This window comes from Bacillus sp. Pc3 (assembly GCF_000815145.1).
Classification (GTDB): Bacteria; Bacillota; Bacilli; order Bacillales; family Bacillaceae; genus Bacillus; species Bacillus velezensis.
This window is the reverse complement of the sequence record NZ_CP010406.1, coordinates 3,740,855-3,757,208: the sequence shown is the minus strand read 5'-3', so window position 1 is coordinate 3,757,208 and position 16,354 is coordinate 3,740,855. Positions and strand designations below refer to the sequence as shown.

General features: G+C 46.9%; 20 protein-coding genes and 1 riboswitch. Of the genes, 1 reads left to right on the top strand and 19 read right to left on the bottom strand.

Annotation, left to right across the window (positions count from 1 at the left end; translation table 11 throughout):
- Window position 1: 1 nt before the first annotated feature.
- From SB24_RS18025 to SB24_RS17995, 7 genes are all read right to left on the bottom strand, one after another.
- A complete protein-coding gene (locus SB24_RS18025; RefSeq protein ID WP_015417742.1) occupies window positions 2–1,198 on the bottom strand; it encodes a bifunctional 3,4-dihydroxy-2-butanone-4-phosphate synthase/GTP cyclohydrolase II in 1,197 nt (398 codons plus the stop codon).
- 14 nt (window positions 1,199–1,212) lie between these two features.
- Window positions 1,213–1,860 carry a riboflavin synthase gene (gene ribE, locus SB24_RS18020; RefSeq protein ID WP_015417743.1) on the bottom strand — a complete coding sequence of 216 codons (648 nt, stop codon included), beginning with the start codon at window positions 1,858–1,860 and terminating at the stop codon, window positions 1,213–1,215.
- Entirely contained in the window at window positions 1,841–2,956 is a 1,116-nt protein-coding gene (ribD, locus tag SB24_RS18015; protein ID WP_015417744.1) for a bifunctional diaminohydroxyphosphoribosylaminopyrimidine deaminase/5-amino-6-(5-phosphoribosylamino)uracil reductase RibD, read from the bottom strand. Before ribD ends, ribE begins: the two co-directional genes overlap by 20 nt.
- Before the next feature lie 131 nt (window positions 2,957–3,087).
- A riboswitch (FMN riboswitch) is annotated at window positions 3,088–3,234 on the bottom strand.
- Window positions 3,235–3,353: 119 nt separating this feature from the next.
- Window positions 3,354–3,698 (bottom strand): hypothetical protein, encoded by a 345-nt coding sequence (locus SB24_RS18010; protein ID WP_007409423.1) that lies wholly within the window; start codon window positions 3,696–3,698, stop codon window positions 3,354–3,356.
- A 247-nt stretch (window positions 3,699–3,945) separates the two neighbouring features.
- Window positions 3,946–4,521 (bottom strand): signal peptidase I, encoded by a 576-nt coding sequence (lepB, locus tag SB24_RS18005; protein WP_033574742.1) that lies wholly within the window; start codon window positions 4,519–4,521, stop codon window positions 3,946–3,948.
- Between the two features lie 80 nt (window positions 4,522–4,601).
- Window positions 4,602–5,093 (bottom strand): CcdC protein domain-containing protein, encoded by a 492-nt coding sequence (locus tag SB24_RS18000; protein ID WP_015417746.1) that lies wholly within the window; start codon window positions 5,091–5,093, stop codon window positions 4,602–4,604.
- A 149-nt stretch (window positions 5,094–5,242) separates the two neighbouring features.
- Window positions 5,243–5,674, bottom strand: a complete 432-nt coding sequence (locus SB24_RS17995; RefSeq protein WP_003153363.1) for a peptidylprolyl isomerase — start codon at window positions 5,672–5,674, stop codon at window positions 5,243–5,245.
- A 283-nt stretch (window positions 5,675–5,957) separates the two neighbouring features.
- On the opposite strand from SB24_RS17995, the gene SB24_RS17990 reads away from it, so the two are divergent.
- A complete protein-coding gene (locus tag SB24_RS17990) occupies window positions 5,958–6,857 on the top strand; it encodes a DUF1002 domain-containing protein (protein ID WP_014418285.1) in 900 nt (299 codons plus the stop codon).
- A 44-nt stretch (window positions 6,858–6,901) separates the two neighbouring features.
- On the opposite strand, the gene lysA is transcribed toward SB24_RS17990, so the two are convergent.
- From lysA to SB24_RS17930, 12 genes are all read right to left on the bottom strand, one after another.
- On the bottom strand, window positions 6,902–8,221 hold the full coding sequence (lysA, locus tag SB24_RS17985) for a diaminopimelate decarboxylase (protein ID WP_015240129.1): 1,320 nt from the start codon (window positions 8,219–8,221) through the stop codon (window positions 6,902–6,904).
- A gap of 124 nt (window positions 8,222–8,345) precedes the next feature.
- Entirely contained in the window at window positions 8,346–9,827 is a 1,482-nt protein-coding gene (locus SB24_RS17980; protein ID WP_007409417.1) for a spore germination protein, read from the bottom strand.
- On the bottom strand, window positions 9,781–10,389 hold the full coding sequence (locus SB24_RS17975) for a stage V sporulation protein SpoVABEA (RefSeq protein WP_025284950.1): 609 nt from the start codon (window positions 10,387–10,389) through the stop codon (window positions 9,781–9,783). The genes SB24_RS17980 and SB24_RS17975 overlap by 47 nt, the downstream gene beginning before the upstream one ends.
- A gap of 3 nt (window positions 10,390–10,392) precedes the next feature.
- Window positions 10,393–10,743 carry a stage V sporulation protein AE gene (gene spoVAE / locus SB24_RS17970; protein ID WP_007409415.1) on the bottom strand — a complete coding sequence of 117 codons (351 nt, stop codon included), beginning with the start codon at window positions 10,741–10,743 and terminating at the stop codon, window positions 10,393–10,395.
- Window positions 10,744–11,760 (bottom strand): stage V sporulation protein AD, encoded by a 1,017-nt coding sequence (gene spoVAD / locus SB24_RS17965; protein WP_015240132.1) that lies wholly within the window; start codon window positions 11,758–11,760, stop codon window positions 10,744–10,746.
- 11 nt (window positions 11,761–11,771) lie between these two features.
- Window positions 11,772–12,224, bottom strand: a complete 453-nt coding sequence (gene spoVAC, locus SB24_RS17960; RefSeq protein WP_003153353.1) for a stage V sporulation protein AC — start codon at window positions 12,222–12,224, stop codon at window positions 11,772–11,774.
- Between the two features lie 12 nt (window positions 12,225–12,236).
- Window positions 12,237–12,662, bottom strand: coding sequence for a stage V sporulation protein AB (locus tag SB24_RS17955; protein ID WP_014418289.1), 426 nt, complete (start codon window positions 12,660–12,662; stop codon window positions 12,237–12,239).
- Window positions 12,652–13,272: a stage V sporulation protein AA gene (locus SB24_RS17950; protein WP_007409412.1), complete on the bottom strand. Its 621-nt coding sequence runs from the start codon at window positions 13,270–13,272 to the stop codon at window positions 12,652–12,654. Before SB24_RS17950 ends, SB24_RS17955 begins: the two co-directional genes overlap by 11 nt.
- A 126-nt stretch (window positions 13,273–13,398) precedes the next feature.
- Window positions 13,399–14,166 carry an RNA polymerase sporulation sigma factor SigF gene (sigF, locus tag SB24_RS17945; protein ID WP_003153348.1) on the bottom strand — a complete coding sequence of 256 codons (768 nt, stop codon included), beginning with the start codon at window positions 14,164–14,166 and terminating at the stop codon, window positions 13,399–13,401.
- An 11-nt stretch (window positions 14,167–14,177) separates the two neighbouring features.
- The gene (gene spoIIAB / locus SB24_RS17940; RefSeq protein ID WP_003153347.1) at window positions 14,178–14,618 is read right to left on the bottom strand and encodes an anti-sigma F factor; all 441 of its coding nucleotides are present in this window, start codon (window positions 14,616–14,618) and stop codon (window positions 14,178–14,180) included.
- Window positions 14,615–14,968: an anti-sigma F factor antagonist gene (spoIIAA, locus tag SB24_RS17935; RefSeq protein ID WP_007409411.1), complete on the bottom strand. Its 354-nt coding sequence runs from the start codon at window positions 14,966–14,968 to the stop codon at window positions 14,615–14,617. Before spoIIAA ends, spoIIAB begins: the two co-directional genes overlap by 4 nt.
- Window positions 14,969–15,063: 95 nt before the next feature.
- Window positions 15,064–16,233 carry a D-alanyl-D-alanine carboxypeptidase family protein gene (locus SB24_RS17930; RefSeq protein ID WP_039254642.1) on the bottom strand — a complete coding sequence of 390 codons (1,170 nt, stop codon included), beginning with the start codon at window positions 16,231–16,233 and terminating at the stop codon, window positions 15,064–15,066.
- Window positions 16,234–16,354 lie beyond the last annotated feature (121 nt).

Here is a 16,354-nt window from a genome sequence, read left to right as displayed (position 1 = left end):
TTTAGAAATGAAGCAGATGTCCAAGTTTTTTCATTTTGGTCTGTAAATATTGCTTGTTATGCTCACTCGCGTCCATTTGAAGCGGCACCCGTTCTGAAATGCTGAGACCGTATCCTTCGAGGCCGGCGATCTTCCGGGGGTTATTGGTTAAAAGTTTCATATGCTGAACCCCTAAGTCGCGGAGAATCTGGGCGCCGATGCCGTAGTTGCGCAGATCAGGCAGAAAGCCGAGCGCTTTGTTCGCTTCAACCGTGTCATACCCTTGTTCCTGCAATCGGTACGCCTTCAGCTTATTGATTAAACCGATTCCTCTGCCTTCCTGGCGCAAATACAATAGAACGCCGCGGCCTTCTTCAGCAATTTGCGCAAGCGCGGCATGAAGCTGAGGTCCGCAATCACAGCGATGGGATGCAAACACATCGCCCGTCAGGCATTCTGAGTGCACTCTGACAAGAACGGGTTCGCTGTTAAACGGGACATCTCCCATGACAAAGGCGAGATGTTCTTTTCCGTCAACCTCGTTTGTATATCCGTAAACTCTAAACGTGCCGAAGTCAGTCGGCAGCGTAATATCAACTTCTCTGTTCACAAGTGTCGTAATGTTGTAACGGTACTCTATTAAGTCTTTTATCGTAATCATTTTCAGCTGGTGGCGTTCGGCGATTTCGGCTAACTCCGGCACTCTGGCCATTGTGCCGTCTTCATTCATAATTTCACAAATGACGCCCGCTCCCTGAGATCCGCAGGCTTTTGCAAGGTCAACGGCTGCTTCCGTATGGCCGGCCCGCTTCAGGACGCCTCCTTTTTTTGCAATTAAGGGGAAAATGTGGCCCGGACGCTGAAAATCGTCAGACACAGATTCTTCGTTCAACAGCGCCTGAATGGTAAAGGATCGTTCCTGCGCGCTGATGCCCGTTTTTGTCAGCCTGTGGTCAATACTGACCGTAAACGCGGTCTCATGTGAGTCCGTATTATGATCGACCATCGGGTGAAGATCCAGCCGGCCGGCGATGTCTTCAGACAGCGGCGTGCAGATCAGGCCTCTCCCATGGGTCGCCATAAAATTAACCACTTCAGGCGTGGCATGCTCAGCCAGCGCTACGAAATCTCCTTCGTTTTCTCTGTCTTCATCATCGACAACAATGATGACTTCACCTTTTTTCAGCGCCTCTAACGCCTCTTCTATCGGATGAAACATATCGATCTTCCTTTCTAAAAGCCGTTCTCGCTTAAAAAGGCTTCCGTGATAGTTTGATTGCTTTTCGTTTGTTCTGTTTTGTGCAAAAAGCGGTATAAGTATTTGCCGATCATGTCACACTCAATATTTACGATCGACCCGACTGTTTTCGTCTGAAAAATCGTTTCTGAGATGGTATGCGGAATGATGGATACCGTCACGCTTTCGTCTGATAAACCGAAAATCGTCAGGCTCACGCCGTCTACCGTAATTGAACCTTTCAATACGAGCGTTTTTGTCAATTCCGGCGAAAGTTTTAAATCGTAATAGACCGCGTTGCTTTTTTTCTCGATCCGCGTAATTTCCGCCGTTCCGTCCACGTGCCCTGATACAAAGTGGCCGCCGAACCGTCCGTTGGCGGACATCGCTCTTTCCAGGTTTACTTTACTGCCTTTTGACAAGCCGTTCAGCGAAGTGGCTTTCACTGTTTCCGGCATGACATCAACCGTAAATTGATTGTCAGAAAATCCGGTTACGGTCAGGCAGATGCCGTTTACCGCAATGCTGTCGCCAAGTTTCACATCACTTGTCACTTTTGAAGCGGCGATGGTTAATGCCATGGAAAGGCCTGTCTTTTTGATTGCTTGGATCGTGCCTGTTTCTTCAACGATTCCTGTAAACATCGTCACCATCCTTTCCATCTTTAGGTATGGCCGTCAGTTTTATATCCGGCCCGATTTGGGTGATTTGTGTGAATTGTAAATGGGGGACATCTTTCATTGATTGAAAACCTTCACCGGAGATCAAGCTGGGAGCAAGCGTTCCTCCGATTAATTTAGGGGCGAAATAGAAATGAAGCTCTTGGAAACAGCCTTCCTTGACAAAACTTCCGTGTACGGATGCTCCGCCTTCCACATAAACGGACATTATGCCGTTTTCAGCGAGAATACCGAGCACCTCAGGGACGTGAATGCGGTCTGTTTCCAGCGGAATAACTTTTATTCCGAGTGCGGTCAGCCGGTCTGTCTTTTGCACGTCTGCACCTTTGGCCGTAAATATCCATGTCGGCGCAGCGCCGTCAGTGAGCACATTTGCCGTTTCAGGAATGGTCAGCTTTGTATCGAGAATCACTCTGACCGGCTGCTTCACCGCATCAGGAAGCCTGCAGGTCAGGCTCGGATTATCGGCTTTGACTGTGCCTGCTCCGACAAGAATGCTTTGATGCGATTTCCTGTATTGCTGGGCATCAAGCCTTGCCGCCTCTGATGTAATCCATTTGCTGTCACCGGTTTCAGTCGCTGTTTTCCCGTCAAGGCTCGCGGCCGCTTTCAAGGTGACATACGGAAGTCCGGTCCGCATGAAGTGAAGAAACATTTTATTCAGCTCTTCTGCCTGCTGCCTGAGAAGTCCGGTTTTCACTTCGATGCCCGCTGCTTCCAGCATTCCGATGCCTTTTCCGGCTACAAGCGGATTCGGATCTTTCACAGCGATAAACACCCTTTTTATCCCCGACTTTATGATCAGTTCGGCGCATGGCGGTGTTTTTCCGTAATGGCTGCAAGGCTCCAGCGTCACATACAAATCGGCGCCTTTTGCGTGTCTGCCGGCCATATGAATCGCGTGAACCTCGGCATGCGCTTCTCCGTATTGCAAATGGGCGCCCATTCCGACGATCTGTCCGTTTTTGACGACGACAGCGCCGACAAGAGGATTGGACTGTGTCTGTCCTTCACCGCGTCTGGCAAGTTCTATTGCCGTATTCATATAATATTCTTCCATCGTTATCCCTCCCTTCTTCCACGCAATTTGGCGTCAAAAAAGCCCCGAATGTTTACACAGTTCGGGGCTTTGCCAGTTTTAATCCATAGGAAATAAGACTATACAGTAAGTTTATTTTTTGCATAGCTTCTCTCATCCTTCTCCCATCCAGACTTTCACTGTCGGCTTCAGCTTTTCACTGAATCCACCGTATACAGATGCATACGGGTCACGGGCTGTAAAGCGCAAAACGCCTTATTACCGCCGGTCGGGATTTTCACCCAGCCCCGAAGGATACAATCAATATTTTTTTGTCCTTATCCGCTATTATAACATCCTTTGCGGCAGGCGCAATGAATTTGCACCTAATTATTCAGAAAAATAAAAAGCGCCCTTTTCCCATAAAAGGCGCCTTTATTTATTCGTTCACTTTGACGACCTTCAATAAGCCGTCAATCCGGTTTGATTTGCTGAAATACGCTTTAATCTTATCTCCCTTTTTCACATCGGAGAGATCCTGCTTCAGCTTGTCGCCGTTAAAAATAATTTTTGTGCCGTTTTCTGCCGTACCGTGGTACTCAGTTCCTTCGATTTTCGTAATTTTATATGTTTTGACTGTATATTCTTCTTTTTCCTGGGACAGGGTTTGTCCGATTGCAGTCGGCACGTCTTTCAGTTCAATATCGTTTATGACCATATAACCGCCCGCTAATAACAGCAGCAGTACAAGTAAAATGGCTGCTTTTGTTTTAATTCTTCCCATTTTTCTACCTCCAGCCCGTATCAATCTATTCATTACTATGTCATATTCCTTTTTTTCATGAATAGAAAAACGTTCTTCCCTGCGTGAGTTATTCATATAACGTTTCATAAAGGGAAGATGTTTCATGTATCTGTAAAACTTTCTATCTATTAAATAGATATACGAATTTATGTTCTGTTTTTGAGGGTGGAAAGATAAATTTATATAAAAAAGCAGTTTTCCTCATGAAGAAAACTGCCTGTACGGTTTATTTCGTCTTGCGAATTTCGTTAAACGGGAAGAAGACGAATTTTGATGTGCCCGCTATTTGTTTTTTCGTAAAGAGACCGAGGCCGTTGCGGCTGTCCATAGATTCTCTGCGGTTATCACCCATGACGAAATATTTGTCGTCCGGCACCTTCACCGGGCCGAAGTCTTCTGTCAGCCGGTCATAGCCTTCTTGCTTCGCCTTGTGCTTGTTTGCCGCTAAATACGGTTCGGACACTTTTTTGCCGTTGATGTACAGCTGATCGTTTTTCATTTGCACCGTGTCGCCAGGAAGTCCGATAATCCGTTTGACATAGTGCTCATTTTCTCCGTTCAGCACGACGATCTGGCCGCGTTTGAAGTCGCTTATGTATTTGACCGTCATATTGACAAAGATTCTCTCGCGGTCATGCAGCGTCGGATCCATTGATCTTCCATCAACGAGATAAGGGGCAAATAAAAAGTTTCGGATGAGCAGTGCCAGAACGACAGCGATGATAATGGCTTTCGCCCAATCAAGTACGGCGCTTTTTTTAGAAGTTTTTTCTTTTTCTGATTTCAAGTGATTTCCTCCCATTAGCCATGGTCGTTTTTATTTTACCATGAATCCCTGCACAGAGGGCAAATAAGCCCCGCACCTCATCCATTTTTTTCATTTTATAAGCCGGATCTGCTGATTTTACGGTATTTCACGAAGCTTCCGATCCGCCAAATGCACAAATACACAAAAGCAAGTTCCATCGTTAAAACGGCGAATTCCGCCGCGTCAATGTTTTTGAAATATTGGCTGAGCACGATACGGATCGCAATAATCGCGATAATGACATATTTAAAGTTTTTATTCCGCTTGGAGTAGACAAAGCCGTCTTCCCGGATTTCATAGGCGGTTTGCGACAGCATGATGACGCCGAATACCGCGCCTAACAGTCCGGCGATGGCGAGCTCCCAAAGAGCGGGAAAATGAAACGGCTTTCCCGGGATATTCATGAGCTGGCTGATGCTGAATGTAAAAATGACGGCGATAATCAATAGCGGGAGAATGATGCCGAAGCCGCCGCCTTTAATCGGCCTGTTTCCCTTTTTCACCCTGAACCAAATCATAAGTGCGAGAATGAGAATGACAAATAAAACGGTTGCCAATTGAACCAACGTTTCTACCTCTTTTCATTGTTGTAATCGGTCTTTTTCACTATACCAGAATGATCGCTGATGTTCATATATGTATTTTTTCATGATTTACACATGAGAATTTTCATATACATAAAAAAACCCGCCTGAAAAAGGCGGGTTTTCCGTCATTATCCTTCTACACGGATTTCTTTCATTTTGTCTCCGTTAGACATGTTTTTCGCATGCTCTAAACCGCTTGTCACTTTTCCGAATACAGTATGAACGCCGTTTAAATGCGGCTGCGGCTCATGTACGATGAAGAATTGGCTTGAACCCGTGTCTTTACCGGCATGCGCCATTGATAAAGAACCGGCTTCGTGCTTATGCGGATTGCCTTCTGTTTCACATTTGATCGTTTTTCCGCTTCCGCCCATGCCTGTCCCAGTCGGATCTCCGCCTTGGCTGACAAAGCCCGGAATCACGCGGTGGAAAATAACGCCGTCATAAAAGCCCGTATTCGCCAGGTTTTCAAAGTTAGCGACTGTATTAGGCGCTTCATTCGGATAAAGTTCAAATTCAATTCTGCTGCCGTTTTCCATTTCGATGTAACCAGTTTTCATTCTCATTCCTACTTCCGTATTGTTTTTTGTCAAAGCCTTCTTCAATATGAATTTCAATTGTAAGCCGGCTTTCTTTTTGATATTCTTTTGAAGGAAGAGGCCTCTGCTCTTCTTTTCGCGGCTATTATACCACACCTTCAGCCGGAAAACGAATCTCCCCGCTTCCGCAGAAAGAAAATGAAACCAGAACAGCTTCACAGCCGTCTATGTATCGGAACTGCTTCACGCAGGCCCTCACAAACCGCTTCAAAACGGCATTTTGAAAAGAAGGAGGTTAACCGCTTTGAAAAAAATGTGGATTGGATTGCTGGCGGCGGCCGTTGTATTGTGCACAATACCGAAAATCAGCCTGGCCGATGCCGCAGTCGGAGATGTCATCGTCACACTGGGGGCGGATCTGTCAAACGAAAACCGTCAGAAAGTGCTTGACGAATTAAATGTCCCTGATAACGCGACAAAAGTGACGGTTACGAATAAAGAAGAACATGAATATCTGGGAAAATATATATCGAATGCCCAAATCGGCACAAGAGCCATCTCTTCATCATCCATCACGGTGGCAAAGAAAGGGTCCGGGCTTGACGTTAAGACCCATAATATCGATTCCATCACGGATGAAATGTACTTAAACGCCCTGATGACAGCAGGAGTGAAAGATGCGAAAGTATACGTGACGGCGCCGTTTGAGGTATCAGGCACCGCAGCATTAACGGGAATCATCAAGGCATATGAAGTTTCATCAGACAAAGCGATTTCAGAAGATGTAAAACAGGTCGCCAACCAAGAGCTTGTCACCACTTCAAATCTCGGGGATAAAATCGGGGATAAAAACGCCTCCGCGCTCATCGCAAACATTAAAGATGATTTCGCGAAAAACGGTGTGCCCGATACAAAAGAAGGAATCGAGAAAAAGGTCGATGATGCGGCTTCAAACCTCAACATTACACTGACTGACGCTCAAAAAGACCAGCTCGTTTCATTGTTTAATAAAATGAAAAATGCCAAGATTGATTGGGGCCAAGTCGGCAGCCAGCTTGACAAGGCAAAAGACAAAATCACGAAGTTCATTCAATCCGATGAAGGCAAAAGCTTTGTTCAAAAAGTCATTGATTTCTTCGCTTCGATTTGGAATGCGATCGTGTCTGTATTTACAGGAGACAGCGGATCAAGTTCTAACAGCTGAATGCAAAAAGAGACCGGACGCCATTGTTCCGGTCTCTTTTTTATTTATTGTTTGACCCCCGTCTTAAACGGCAGATCCAGTTTTACAATGTCTTCATAAGTTTCCCTTCTAATGACAAGATACGCTTCGCCGTCTTCCACAAAAACGACGGCGGGACGCGGAATGCGGTTGTAGTTGTTAGCCATGCTGTATCCGTATGCTCCCGTGCAGAAAACGGCGAGAAGATCGCCTTCTTTCACTTCCGGAAGATCTATATCCCAAATGAGCATATCACCGCTTTCACAGCACTTACCCGCGATGGATACCGTTTTATCGTGGTGTTCTCCGATTCTGTTTGCCGATACGGCTTCATATTTCGCCTGATACAGGGCAGGACGGATATTATCGCTCATGCCCCCGTCAACCGCTGCATATTTACGGGTGCCGGGCACTTCTTTTTGCGAACCGATGGTATAAAGCGTCGTTCCGGCGTCTCCGACGAGCGAGCGTCCCGGTTCAATCCAGATCTCCGGAATGTCAAAAGCGTGCAGCGCTGCGTTTTCTTTTACCGCTTCGATAATTTTTTCCACATAAACGGCAGGATGAAGGGGTTCATCCTCCTCCGTGTAGCGGATGCCAAAGCCGCCCCCTAAATTCAGCACTTCAGAAACAAAGCCGAATGATTCTCTCCATTCATTCAGTTTTGTGAAGATTTTTTCTGCGGCCAGCACAAAGCCCGCCGTATCAAAAATTTGCGATCCGATGTGGCAGTGAACGCCGAGAAGGCGGATATGGTCTGACTGTAATACTTGTTCAATCGCCTTTTCTATTTGCCCGTTATGCAGATCAAAACCGAATTTGGAATCTTCCTGTCCCGTCGTAATATAATCATGCGTATGCGCCTCTACCCCCGGAGTGATCCGCAGAAGCACATCCATTGTGCGCCCTGATTTGCGGCACAGTTCCGCGAGTAAGGATATTTCATAAAAATTATCAACGACAATGCAGCCGATTTGATGATCGAGCGCCATTTTCAACTCTTCTTCGCTTTTGTTATTGCCGTGAAAATGAATCCTGTCAGCCGGAAAACCAGCCGCAACCGCCGTAAACAGCTCTCCGCCGGATACAACGTCCAGTGAGAGCCCCTCCTGCTCAGCGAGCTGTATCATCGCAACAGAAGAAAACGCCTTGCTCGCGTACGCGACCTGCGCCTTTAAATCCGCGTCAATGAATGCCTGTTTAAAGCTTTTAGCGCGCTCACGTATTAAAGCCACATCGTAAACATAAAGAGGCGTGCCGTAATGCTCCGCTAAATACAGCGCGTCCACACCTCCGATTTCCAAATGACCTAGTTTGTTTTGTCTGCTTGTGCCATGTAAGAACAATGCTCATTCCCTCTTTCTGATCCGCATATGGGTGAAAAGGACAGCTTCTTTTGAGCTGTCCTTATACAAGTCCCGTATAAGTTAAGACATACAATATCATAATCTTCTGTCGGTTTCAATGCGATTATGAACCGCTTGGCTGTCTTTGACGGTCTTTCGGGTGAACAATGCTCGGTCTGACTTTCGCTCCCGGCACTGTCGTCCGGACGAGCACCTGCCACAGCGCCTTGCCGTTAAACGGTAAAAACGGCCATAAATACGGCGTGTGAAACGAGCGGATATTCGCCATTATGATCAGCAGCAATGTAAAACCTATCACAAAGCCTTTCACTTGGAAAATGGCTACGAGAACCATTAAGATGAGGCGTATCATTTTATTGGCGAGGCTGAGCTCATAGCTCGGCGTGGTAAATGATCCGATGGCGGCGATCGATACGTACAGAATCACTTCTGCTGAAAACAGCCCCACCGCTATGGCGATTTGACCGATCAGCACCGCCGCAATCAGACCCATGGCGGTGGATAAAGCGGTCGGCGTATGGATCGCGGCCATCCTGAGAAACTCAATCCCCAAATCGGCCAAAAAGATTTGCAGAATGATCGGGATGTGCGTATTTTTATTTAAACCGATAAAATCCAATCTTTCGGGCAGAAGAGACGGTTCGAGAACAAAGAGGAACCAAATCGGAAGCAGAACGGTTGAAGCGATAATACCGAAAAACCTGATCCATCTTAAAAATGTGCCCACTGAAGGCGCCTGCCTGTATTCTTCCGCATGCTGAACATGGTGAAATATCGTTGTCGGCGTTATGATCACGCTCGGTGACGTATCGACGACGATGATGACGTGCCCTTCCAAAATGTGATTGGCGGCCACATCCGGCCGCTCCGTGTATCTGACCATCGGAAACGGATTGTAGCCTTGTTTGACGATGAATTCCTCCACCGTTTTATCAGCCATCGTCAGTCCGTCAATGTCAATCGCATTCACTTCGTTTTCGACGATGCTGACAAGGTCCGGGTCAGCGATGTCCTCTATATACACAATCGCAAGATCGGTCTTAGAGCGCTCGCCGACTTTCGTAATTTTGACGCGGAGCCTTTCGTCCCTGATTCGTCTTCTGATCAATGCTGTATTAATGACGATATTTTCGATAAAACCGTCTCTTGCCCCGCGGACGACCTTTTCCGTATCCGGTTCTTCAGGCGTGCGTCCGGGATAACTTCTGACGTCAACGATAAAGGCGAAGCCCGCGTCTTCAACGATAACCGCCACAAGTCCGGAAAGAACTTGATCCGTTGCTTCGTCGAGCGTTTTGACTTTTTGAACCTGCTGATTGACAAGTCTGTTTTCAACAACGTCAATCGCTTCATCCGCATTCTCGTCATAATTATTGACGTCGACGAGCTGTTCCATTAAATGAATGATAAACAAAGTATCGGTTAATCCGTTGACAAAGTAAATCTGGACTTCCCGGTCTAATACTCGAACTTTGCGGACGCCGACATCATAGCTCGTTCCCATACCGACGCGGTCTTTAAAAAATTGTTCATTTTTTCTAGGATCCCGGTACACCTTGATCATGTTTTCCGGTTTTTCCGGCATGGCTTTCGCTCCTTTCTAAAATGAATTCGACCGCCTTCATCGTGATCGGCGAGCCTTTTGATATGTCATCTTTTCTTCCCATCTTACCTATGTCGCCGATGCCCACAATGAGGGGAACGTCCAATTTATCCAGACAATACACCGTATCTCCGTTCATTCTGTGCTCGTCCATTTCTCTCATTCCGGTTTTATCGACGCCAAACTCCGTCACTTCTCCATCACGGTCAATGGAGACATCGACTTTCGTCCATTCTGCCTGATGGGTCTTAGAAGCGACCGCAATCACCCCCAGCACTTCAATGTCCTGATGTGAGGCGACATATTTCAGCGCCGTTTCGCCCGGCCCTTCCCCTTGCAGGCCTGAATCGTCAAACATGACAAACACCGGGTCATTCGGCGCGGCTTTAATCAGCTGAACAAGTTCGGGGCCGCTTCTCGTTGACGGATTGCCCTTTGATTGGGAAATACACCGTCCGCCTGCTTTTTCCGCGGCGTATTCAATTGTTTTGGCGGCGTATACGTCCCCGTCTGTCACAAGAATGACCTTCCGTTTCGTCATCAGGCATTATCCTTTCGGTTTAAAAATAACGGCTACAAGAAATGCGAATAAAATCGCTGAAGATATACCGGCGGAAGTAAGTTCAAAAATCCCCATGGCGATCCCGATAAATCCATGCTCGTGAGCTTGATGCATGGCGCCGTGCAATAAGCTGTGACCGAAGCTGACGATGGGAACCGTCGCGCCCGCGCCTGCGAATTCGATAAATTTGTCATAAATTCCGAACCCATCTAACAAGGCGCCGATGACGACAAAAGTTGTCATCACATGGGCGGGTGTCAGTTTAAAAATGTCAAGCAGCAGCTGACCGATAATGCATATGATTCCCCCGCAAACAAAAGCCAACAGATATTCCATTTATGATGCACCTCCCGCCCGCTCAAATACCACACCGTGCGCGATGGTCGGAATGGTTTCCTTCTGCTGGATCATTGTCGGACTTAAAAGCGCTCCTGTCGCGACAACGAGTACTCTGTTTAGAGTCCCCGCTTTTAATTGGTTAAAAATATGTGTGTACGTAACAAGCGCAGAGCAGGCGCAGCCGCTTCCGCCCGCAAACACCTGCTGGTCCGGCGTATAGATGAGAAGACCGCAGTCATCGTGTTTCGTTCCCACGGGATAGCCTTCTTCTTTGAGCAAATCTTTCACGATCGGCGAGCCGACGCCTGAAAGGTCTCCCGTTAAAATCAGATCATAATCATCCGCCGTGCGGTTTAAGTCCTGCAGGTGCTGTTTGATTGTGTCGGCGGCAGCGGGCGCCATGGCGGATCCCATATCGAACGGATCTGTTATTCCGAGGTCGCTTACTTTTCCCACTGTTGCGCTTGTAATCTTGATATCAGAAGGGTTTTGACTGATGATGACCGCCCCGCCCCCCGTGACCGTTGAAGTGGCGGTATCCGGTTTTTGCCCGCCGTACTCCGTCGGATTGCGGAATTGCCGTTCTGCCGTCGCGTTATGGCTGCTCGTGGCTGCGATCGCCCGGTTCGCAAAACCGCCGTCAATGAGCGCGGATGCGACGGCAATCGTTTCCATTGAAGTCGAACAGGCGCCGAACAGACAGAGGAACGGAATTTTCAGATGTCTGGCGACGTAGTTGGCGGTCACATTTTGATTTAAAAGATCCCCCGCGAGTAACAAATCAATATCGCTCTTTTTCAAATTCTGTTTTTGCAAAGCGGAGTTGATGGCATCTTCCATTAACTGACGTTCCGCCATTTCCCAGTTTTTCTGATTGCAGTGCATTTCATCGTATGTCTTATCAAACAGCGAACCGAGCGGGCCGTCTTTTTCTTTCGGTCCGGCTGCCGTCCCCGCCGCATTTACAAATAACGGGTTTTCAAATACCCAGGTTTGCTTTCCGGTCAATTTCATTTTTTCTCCTCCTACGAAAACAGTTTTTCACAAGCAAACCGTATCAGGCCTACGATATAGGCTGCCACCACGCCGAATACAATGACGTTTCCCGCCAATTTAAACATGTTTGTCGCTACTCCGAGTACGAGTCCTTCACTTCTGTGTTCGAGAGCGGCGCTTGTCATACTGTTAGCAAAACCCGTCACCGGCACGGCTGAACCCGCTCCGGCAAACTGCCCGAGTCTGTCATAAATGCCGAATCCGGTCAAAAGGGCGGAAATTAAAATAAGAGTGGCGGCCGTCGGGTTGCCCGCTGTTTTTTCATTAAAATTAAAAAAGTGGATGTAAAAGTCTTGAAGAGCCTGCCCGATCAGACAGATCAAACCGCCGATCAGAAAGGCTTTGACGCAATTCCAAACATATGGCGGTTTCGGCTGATAGTCTTTCACTTTTGTTTTGTAATTTTCTTTTAAGTTTGTCATGTCGGTTCCTCCTTATGAATGATGGATAAAATACAGCCAATGAAATAAAGAGCCGGCTATTTTGCCGAACACAATGGCCATCAGCAATATGATGATTTTGCTGCCGAAGCCGATCCGTTTGGCAAGAATGGGAAGCACATTCAGCACTTCTGTAAGCGCGGCGGCCAGCATGCCGACAAACATGCCGGCCAAAAGCCCGACCGGAACGGCCAGCCATTCAGATAAAAAAAAATGATTCATATTTAAGGTTTCCCAGCCGCCGAACACAGCTCCTGAAATAACAGCTCCTTCGTAGGCCTGTACAAAGCGCATTGTTTTTGTCAGCTGCATAAGGCGGGGGACGATTCCCATAACGGTTAAAAAAGCCACAAAGCCCGCACCCACGGTCAGCCCTCCGCCAAGCCCGACAAACATAACGAAAAGAATGCTAACGATCATGCAGATCTTTCATCGTCTCTTCATTTTCGTGCATTGCGACATAATGATCGAGATCAAGCTGATAATTAAACATCTCGACTTCCAGCGGGCTTGGCTCTTCATTCAGGCGTTTTTTGAAGATGTGATTAAAAAAGACGATCATACCGAGACCGAGGCCGATGCTGTATGGAATCTGAAGCAGATACGGATATTCATTCCGTTCGCCCGTTATGATTTCATATAAGGCGATATGAACTTCTCTCATACTGACATCTTCATGAAAATTCATAATGGCAAGACATGAACCGATAAAAAGCAGGAGCCAGACACCGACGAACAAAACGGCTGACAGCTGCTTTTTTTGGTAATGGATTTCCACTATCGTTTCAGCGCCGCCGACGGTCTGTACATCAAGAGCGGGAAAAGCGGTATGAATGGTTTTCAGCACTTTTATGATGTCCAGCACGACGATATTTTTATCTTTTTTCGTGACCTTATACAGCGGCAGTGCCGACAGTTTTTTTTTCAGCTTTTGCTGTCCCGCAATCTGCGCGGCGTCGCCGATTGTGATGATATCTCCGGTATGAGCCTTCACGCGGTGGCGAAGTCTGAGAAATATTCGTCTTTCCATCTTGCATCACCATCTTTCGGGTGGTTATATATGTAGTATGCGGTTCACTTTTGTTCTCATTCATCAGCGGCAAAAGACCATAAATTACCACCGATACACAAATAAAAAAAGCCGGCCCGTAAAAGGTCAGCTTTCCGTATGATCCATCTGCACTTTAATCTGCTTTAATATTTTTTTCTCCAGCCTCGATACCTGGACTTGGGAAATCCCGAGCCGTTCGGCTACTTCCGACTGTGTCTGATCTTTATAATATCTCAGATAGACAATGAGTTTTTCCCGTTCTTCCAAATCACTGATCGCTTCCTTGAGGGCGATTTTGTCAAACCACTTCTCTTCTGAATGATCGGCGATCTGATCAAGCAGGGTGATCGGGTCTCCGTCATTTTCATATACGGTCTCATGAATGGATGAAGGCGCCCGCACCGCTTCCTGCGCAAGCACCACATCCTCCGCGTCAATTTCTAAATGGTCCGCGATTTCCTGGACGGTCGGCACTCTTCCGTATGTTTTTGACAGTTCATCTTTCGCCCGGCGTATTTTATTGCCGAGCTCTTTTAAAGATCTTGAAACTTTGACGGTTCCGTCATCGCGGATGAAGCGCTGGATTTCTCCGATAATCATCGGCACGGCATAAGTTGAAAAACGGACATCATAGGACAAATCGAATTTATCAACGGATTTTAACAATCCGATACAGCCGATCTGAAACAGATCATCCGGCTCATAGCCTCTGTTTAAGAACCTTTGAACGACGGACCACACAAGACGCATGTTTTTTTCTATGAGGAGGTCTCTTGCCTGCTGGTCGCCCTCTTGGCTCTTTTTGATTAATTCTTTGACTTCATGGTCCTTGAGCTGCGCGTTTTTGCTGTTTTTCTTAACCTCCACATCCATAACAAATCTCCTTAATTACAAAGCGCTTTGCTTTTTGATAGGTGTTTTGTTAAGCGTATCGTCGTTCCCATCTCCGGCGAGGAATCAATCGTGACATCATCCATGAAGTTTTCCATAATGGTAAAGCCCATTCCGGAGCGCTCAAGCTCGGGTTTTGTCGTAAAGAGCGGCTGGCGCGCTTCCTCAAGATCCGTGATCCCGAGACCTTCGTCACGTATGGTCAGATAGACGACATGATCCTCCAGCGTAACGGAGATGTACACCTTTCCGTCGCAGTTTTCTTCATAGCCGTGGATGATCGCGTTTGTTACCGCTTCTGATACGACGGTCTTGATTTCCGTCAGCTCATCCATCGTCGGGTCGAGCTGTGCGATAAAAGAAGCAACTGTTACGCGCGCAAACGATTCGTTCTGACTGAGGGCTGAAAATTCAAGATGCATCTCGTTTTTCATGATGCCACCCCCAACGTTAAAAGCGCTTTTTGTTCTGATTGTTCGAACCTGATGATTTTAAACAGGCCGGACATGTCAAACAGACGTCTCACCGCGGGTGAAATCGCGCACACGACCATTTCTCCGCCGAGCTGTTTAATTTGTTTATAACGCCCTAAAATCACACCGAGGCCGGAGCTGTCCATGAAGGTAAGATCTTCAAGGTTCAGCACAATGTGACGGATGCCGTCAGCCTCCAGCGATTCAGTAACCTTTTGTTTTAATGATTCTGCCGTATGATGGTCGAGTTCACCTGTTAATCGAATACAAAGCACGGATTCTTTGACATGAAAGTCAATTCCAAGGCTCATGCTCATTCCTCCTTGATATGATCGGATAATGAGTGTTTCGATTTTCGGGAAAGCAATTCCTTCACTATGACAAAACTAGTGCCCGTTCGCCACGATTATTTAAATTTAGTCCAATCTCCCATCGTCCGCTTCAGAAAAGTGAGAAAACCCGCTTTTTCCATGTCGTCTTTTGCCGTGACCGGGCTTTCAACGAGCACCTTTCCGTCTTTTTTCAGAACGAGGCTGCCGAGCACGTCTCCTTTTTTAACCGGAGCCGTTACATTGCCGTTGATTTTCACTTCTTTTTTTACTTTGTCCATGTTCTCTCCCTTTTTGGCCAGAAGAGAAATCGGCTCAGATGTGGTCAGCTTGATCAGTTTCTGTTTTCCTTTTTTCACTTTTACCGTTCCGACGATTTGATCCCGTTTGTACAGCGGGTGTGTTTTGAACTGGCTGAAGGCGTAATCAAGCATTTTGGTCACTTGGGCATTTCTTTCTTTCGGAGTGCTGGCTCCGAAAACAACAGCAATGACCCTCATATTTCCTTTTTTAGCGGTGGCGGTTAAACAATACTTCGCTTCGCCTGTAAAGCCCGTCTTCACGCCGTCTACACCCGGATAAAATTTGATCAGCCGGTTTGTATTGACGAGCCAGAACTTTTTGTCTGTATTTTCTCTTAAATAATCCTCATACGTTCCCGTAAATTGAGTGATTTTATCATACTTTAATAATTCCTTCGCCATTTTCGCCATGTCATAAGCAGAGCTGTAATGGTCTTTTTCAGGCAGTCCCGTCGGGTTTTTGAAGGAGGTATCTTTCAATCCCAATTCTTTTGCTTTTTTGTTCATCCGGTTGACGAAATCCTCTTCTGAACCGGCAATATACTCCGCCATTGCGACGGATGCGTCATTTCCGGAAGCTATCGCAATTCCTTTGAGCATTTCTTTTACCGTCATTTCTTCTCCGGGTTCAAGGAAAATCTGTGATCCGCCCATGGACGCGGCATGTTCACTCGTCCTGACTTTATCGCTCATCTTTATTTTCCCTTTGTCAAGCGCTTCCATGATTAAAAGCATGGTCATAATTTTCGTCATGCTTGCCGGCGCCAGACGCTCCCGGCTGTTCTTGTTATAAAGAATGCTTCCCGTATCGCGTTCAATCAGCACGGCGCTTTTGGCTTCATGAGCGAGCTCCGATGTATGTTTTCCGTCCGGCTTTGCAAAAGCGGACGGTGCTGATGCCGTTAATAAAATGCCAATCAACAAAGTGGATATAAGACGTTTCATCTCCATAGCCCTCCATTTCATAATCCTTTTTATTTTTTCCAAATCCGGTGGTTTTATACGCCTCATCTGGAAAATGTTTCGTGTTGAGGGCACAAAAAAACAGCTGCTTCCGAAGAAACAG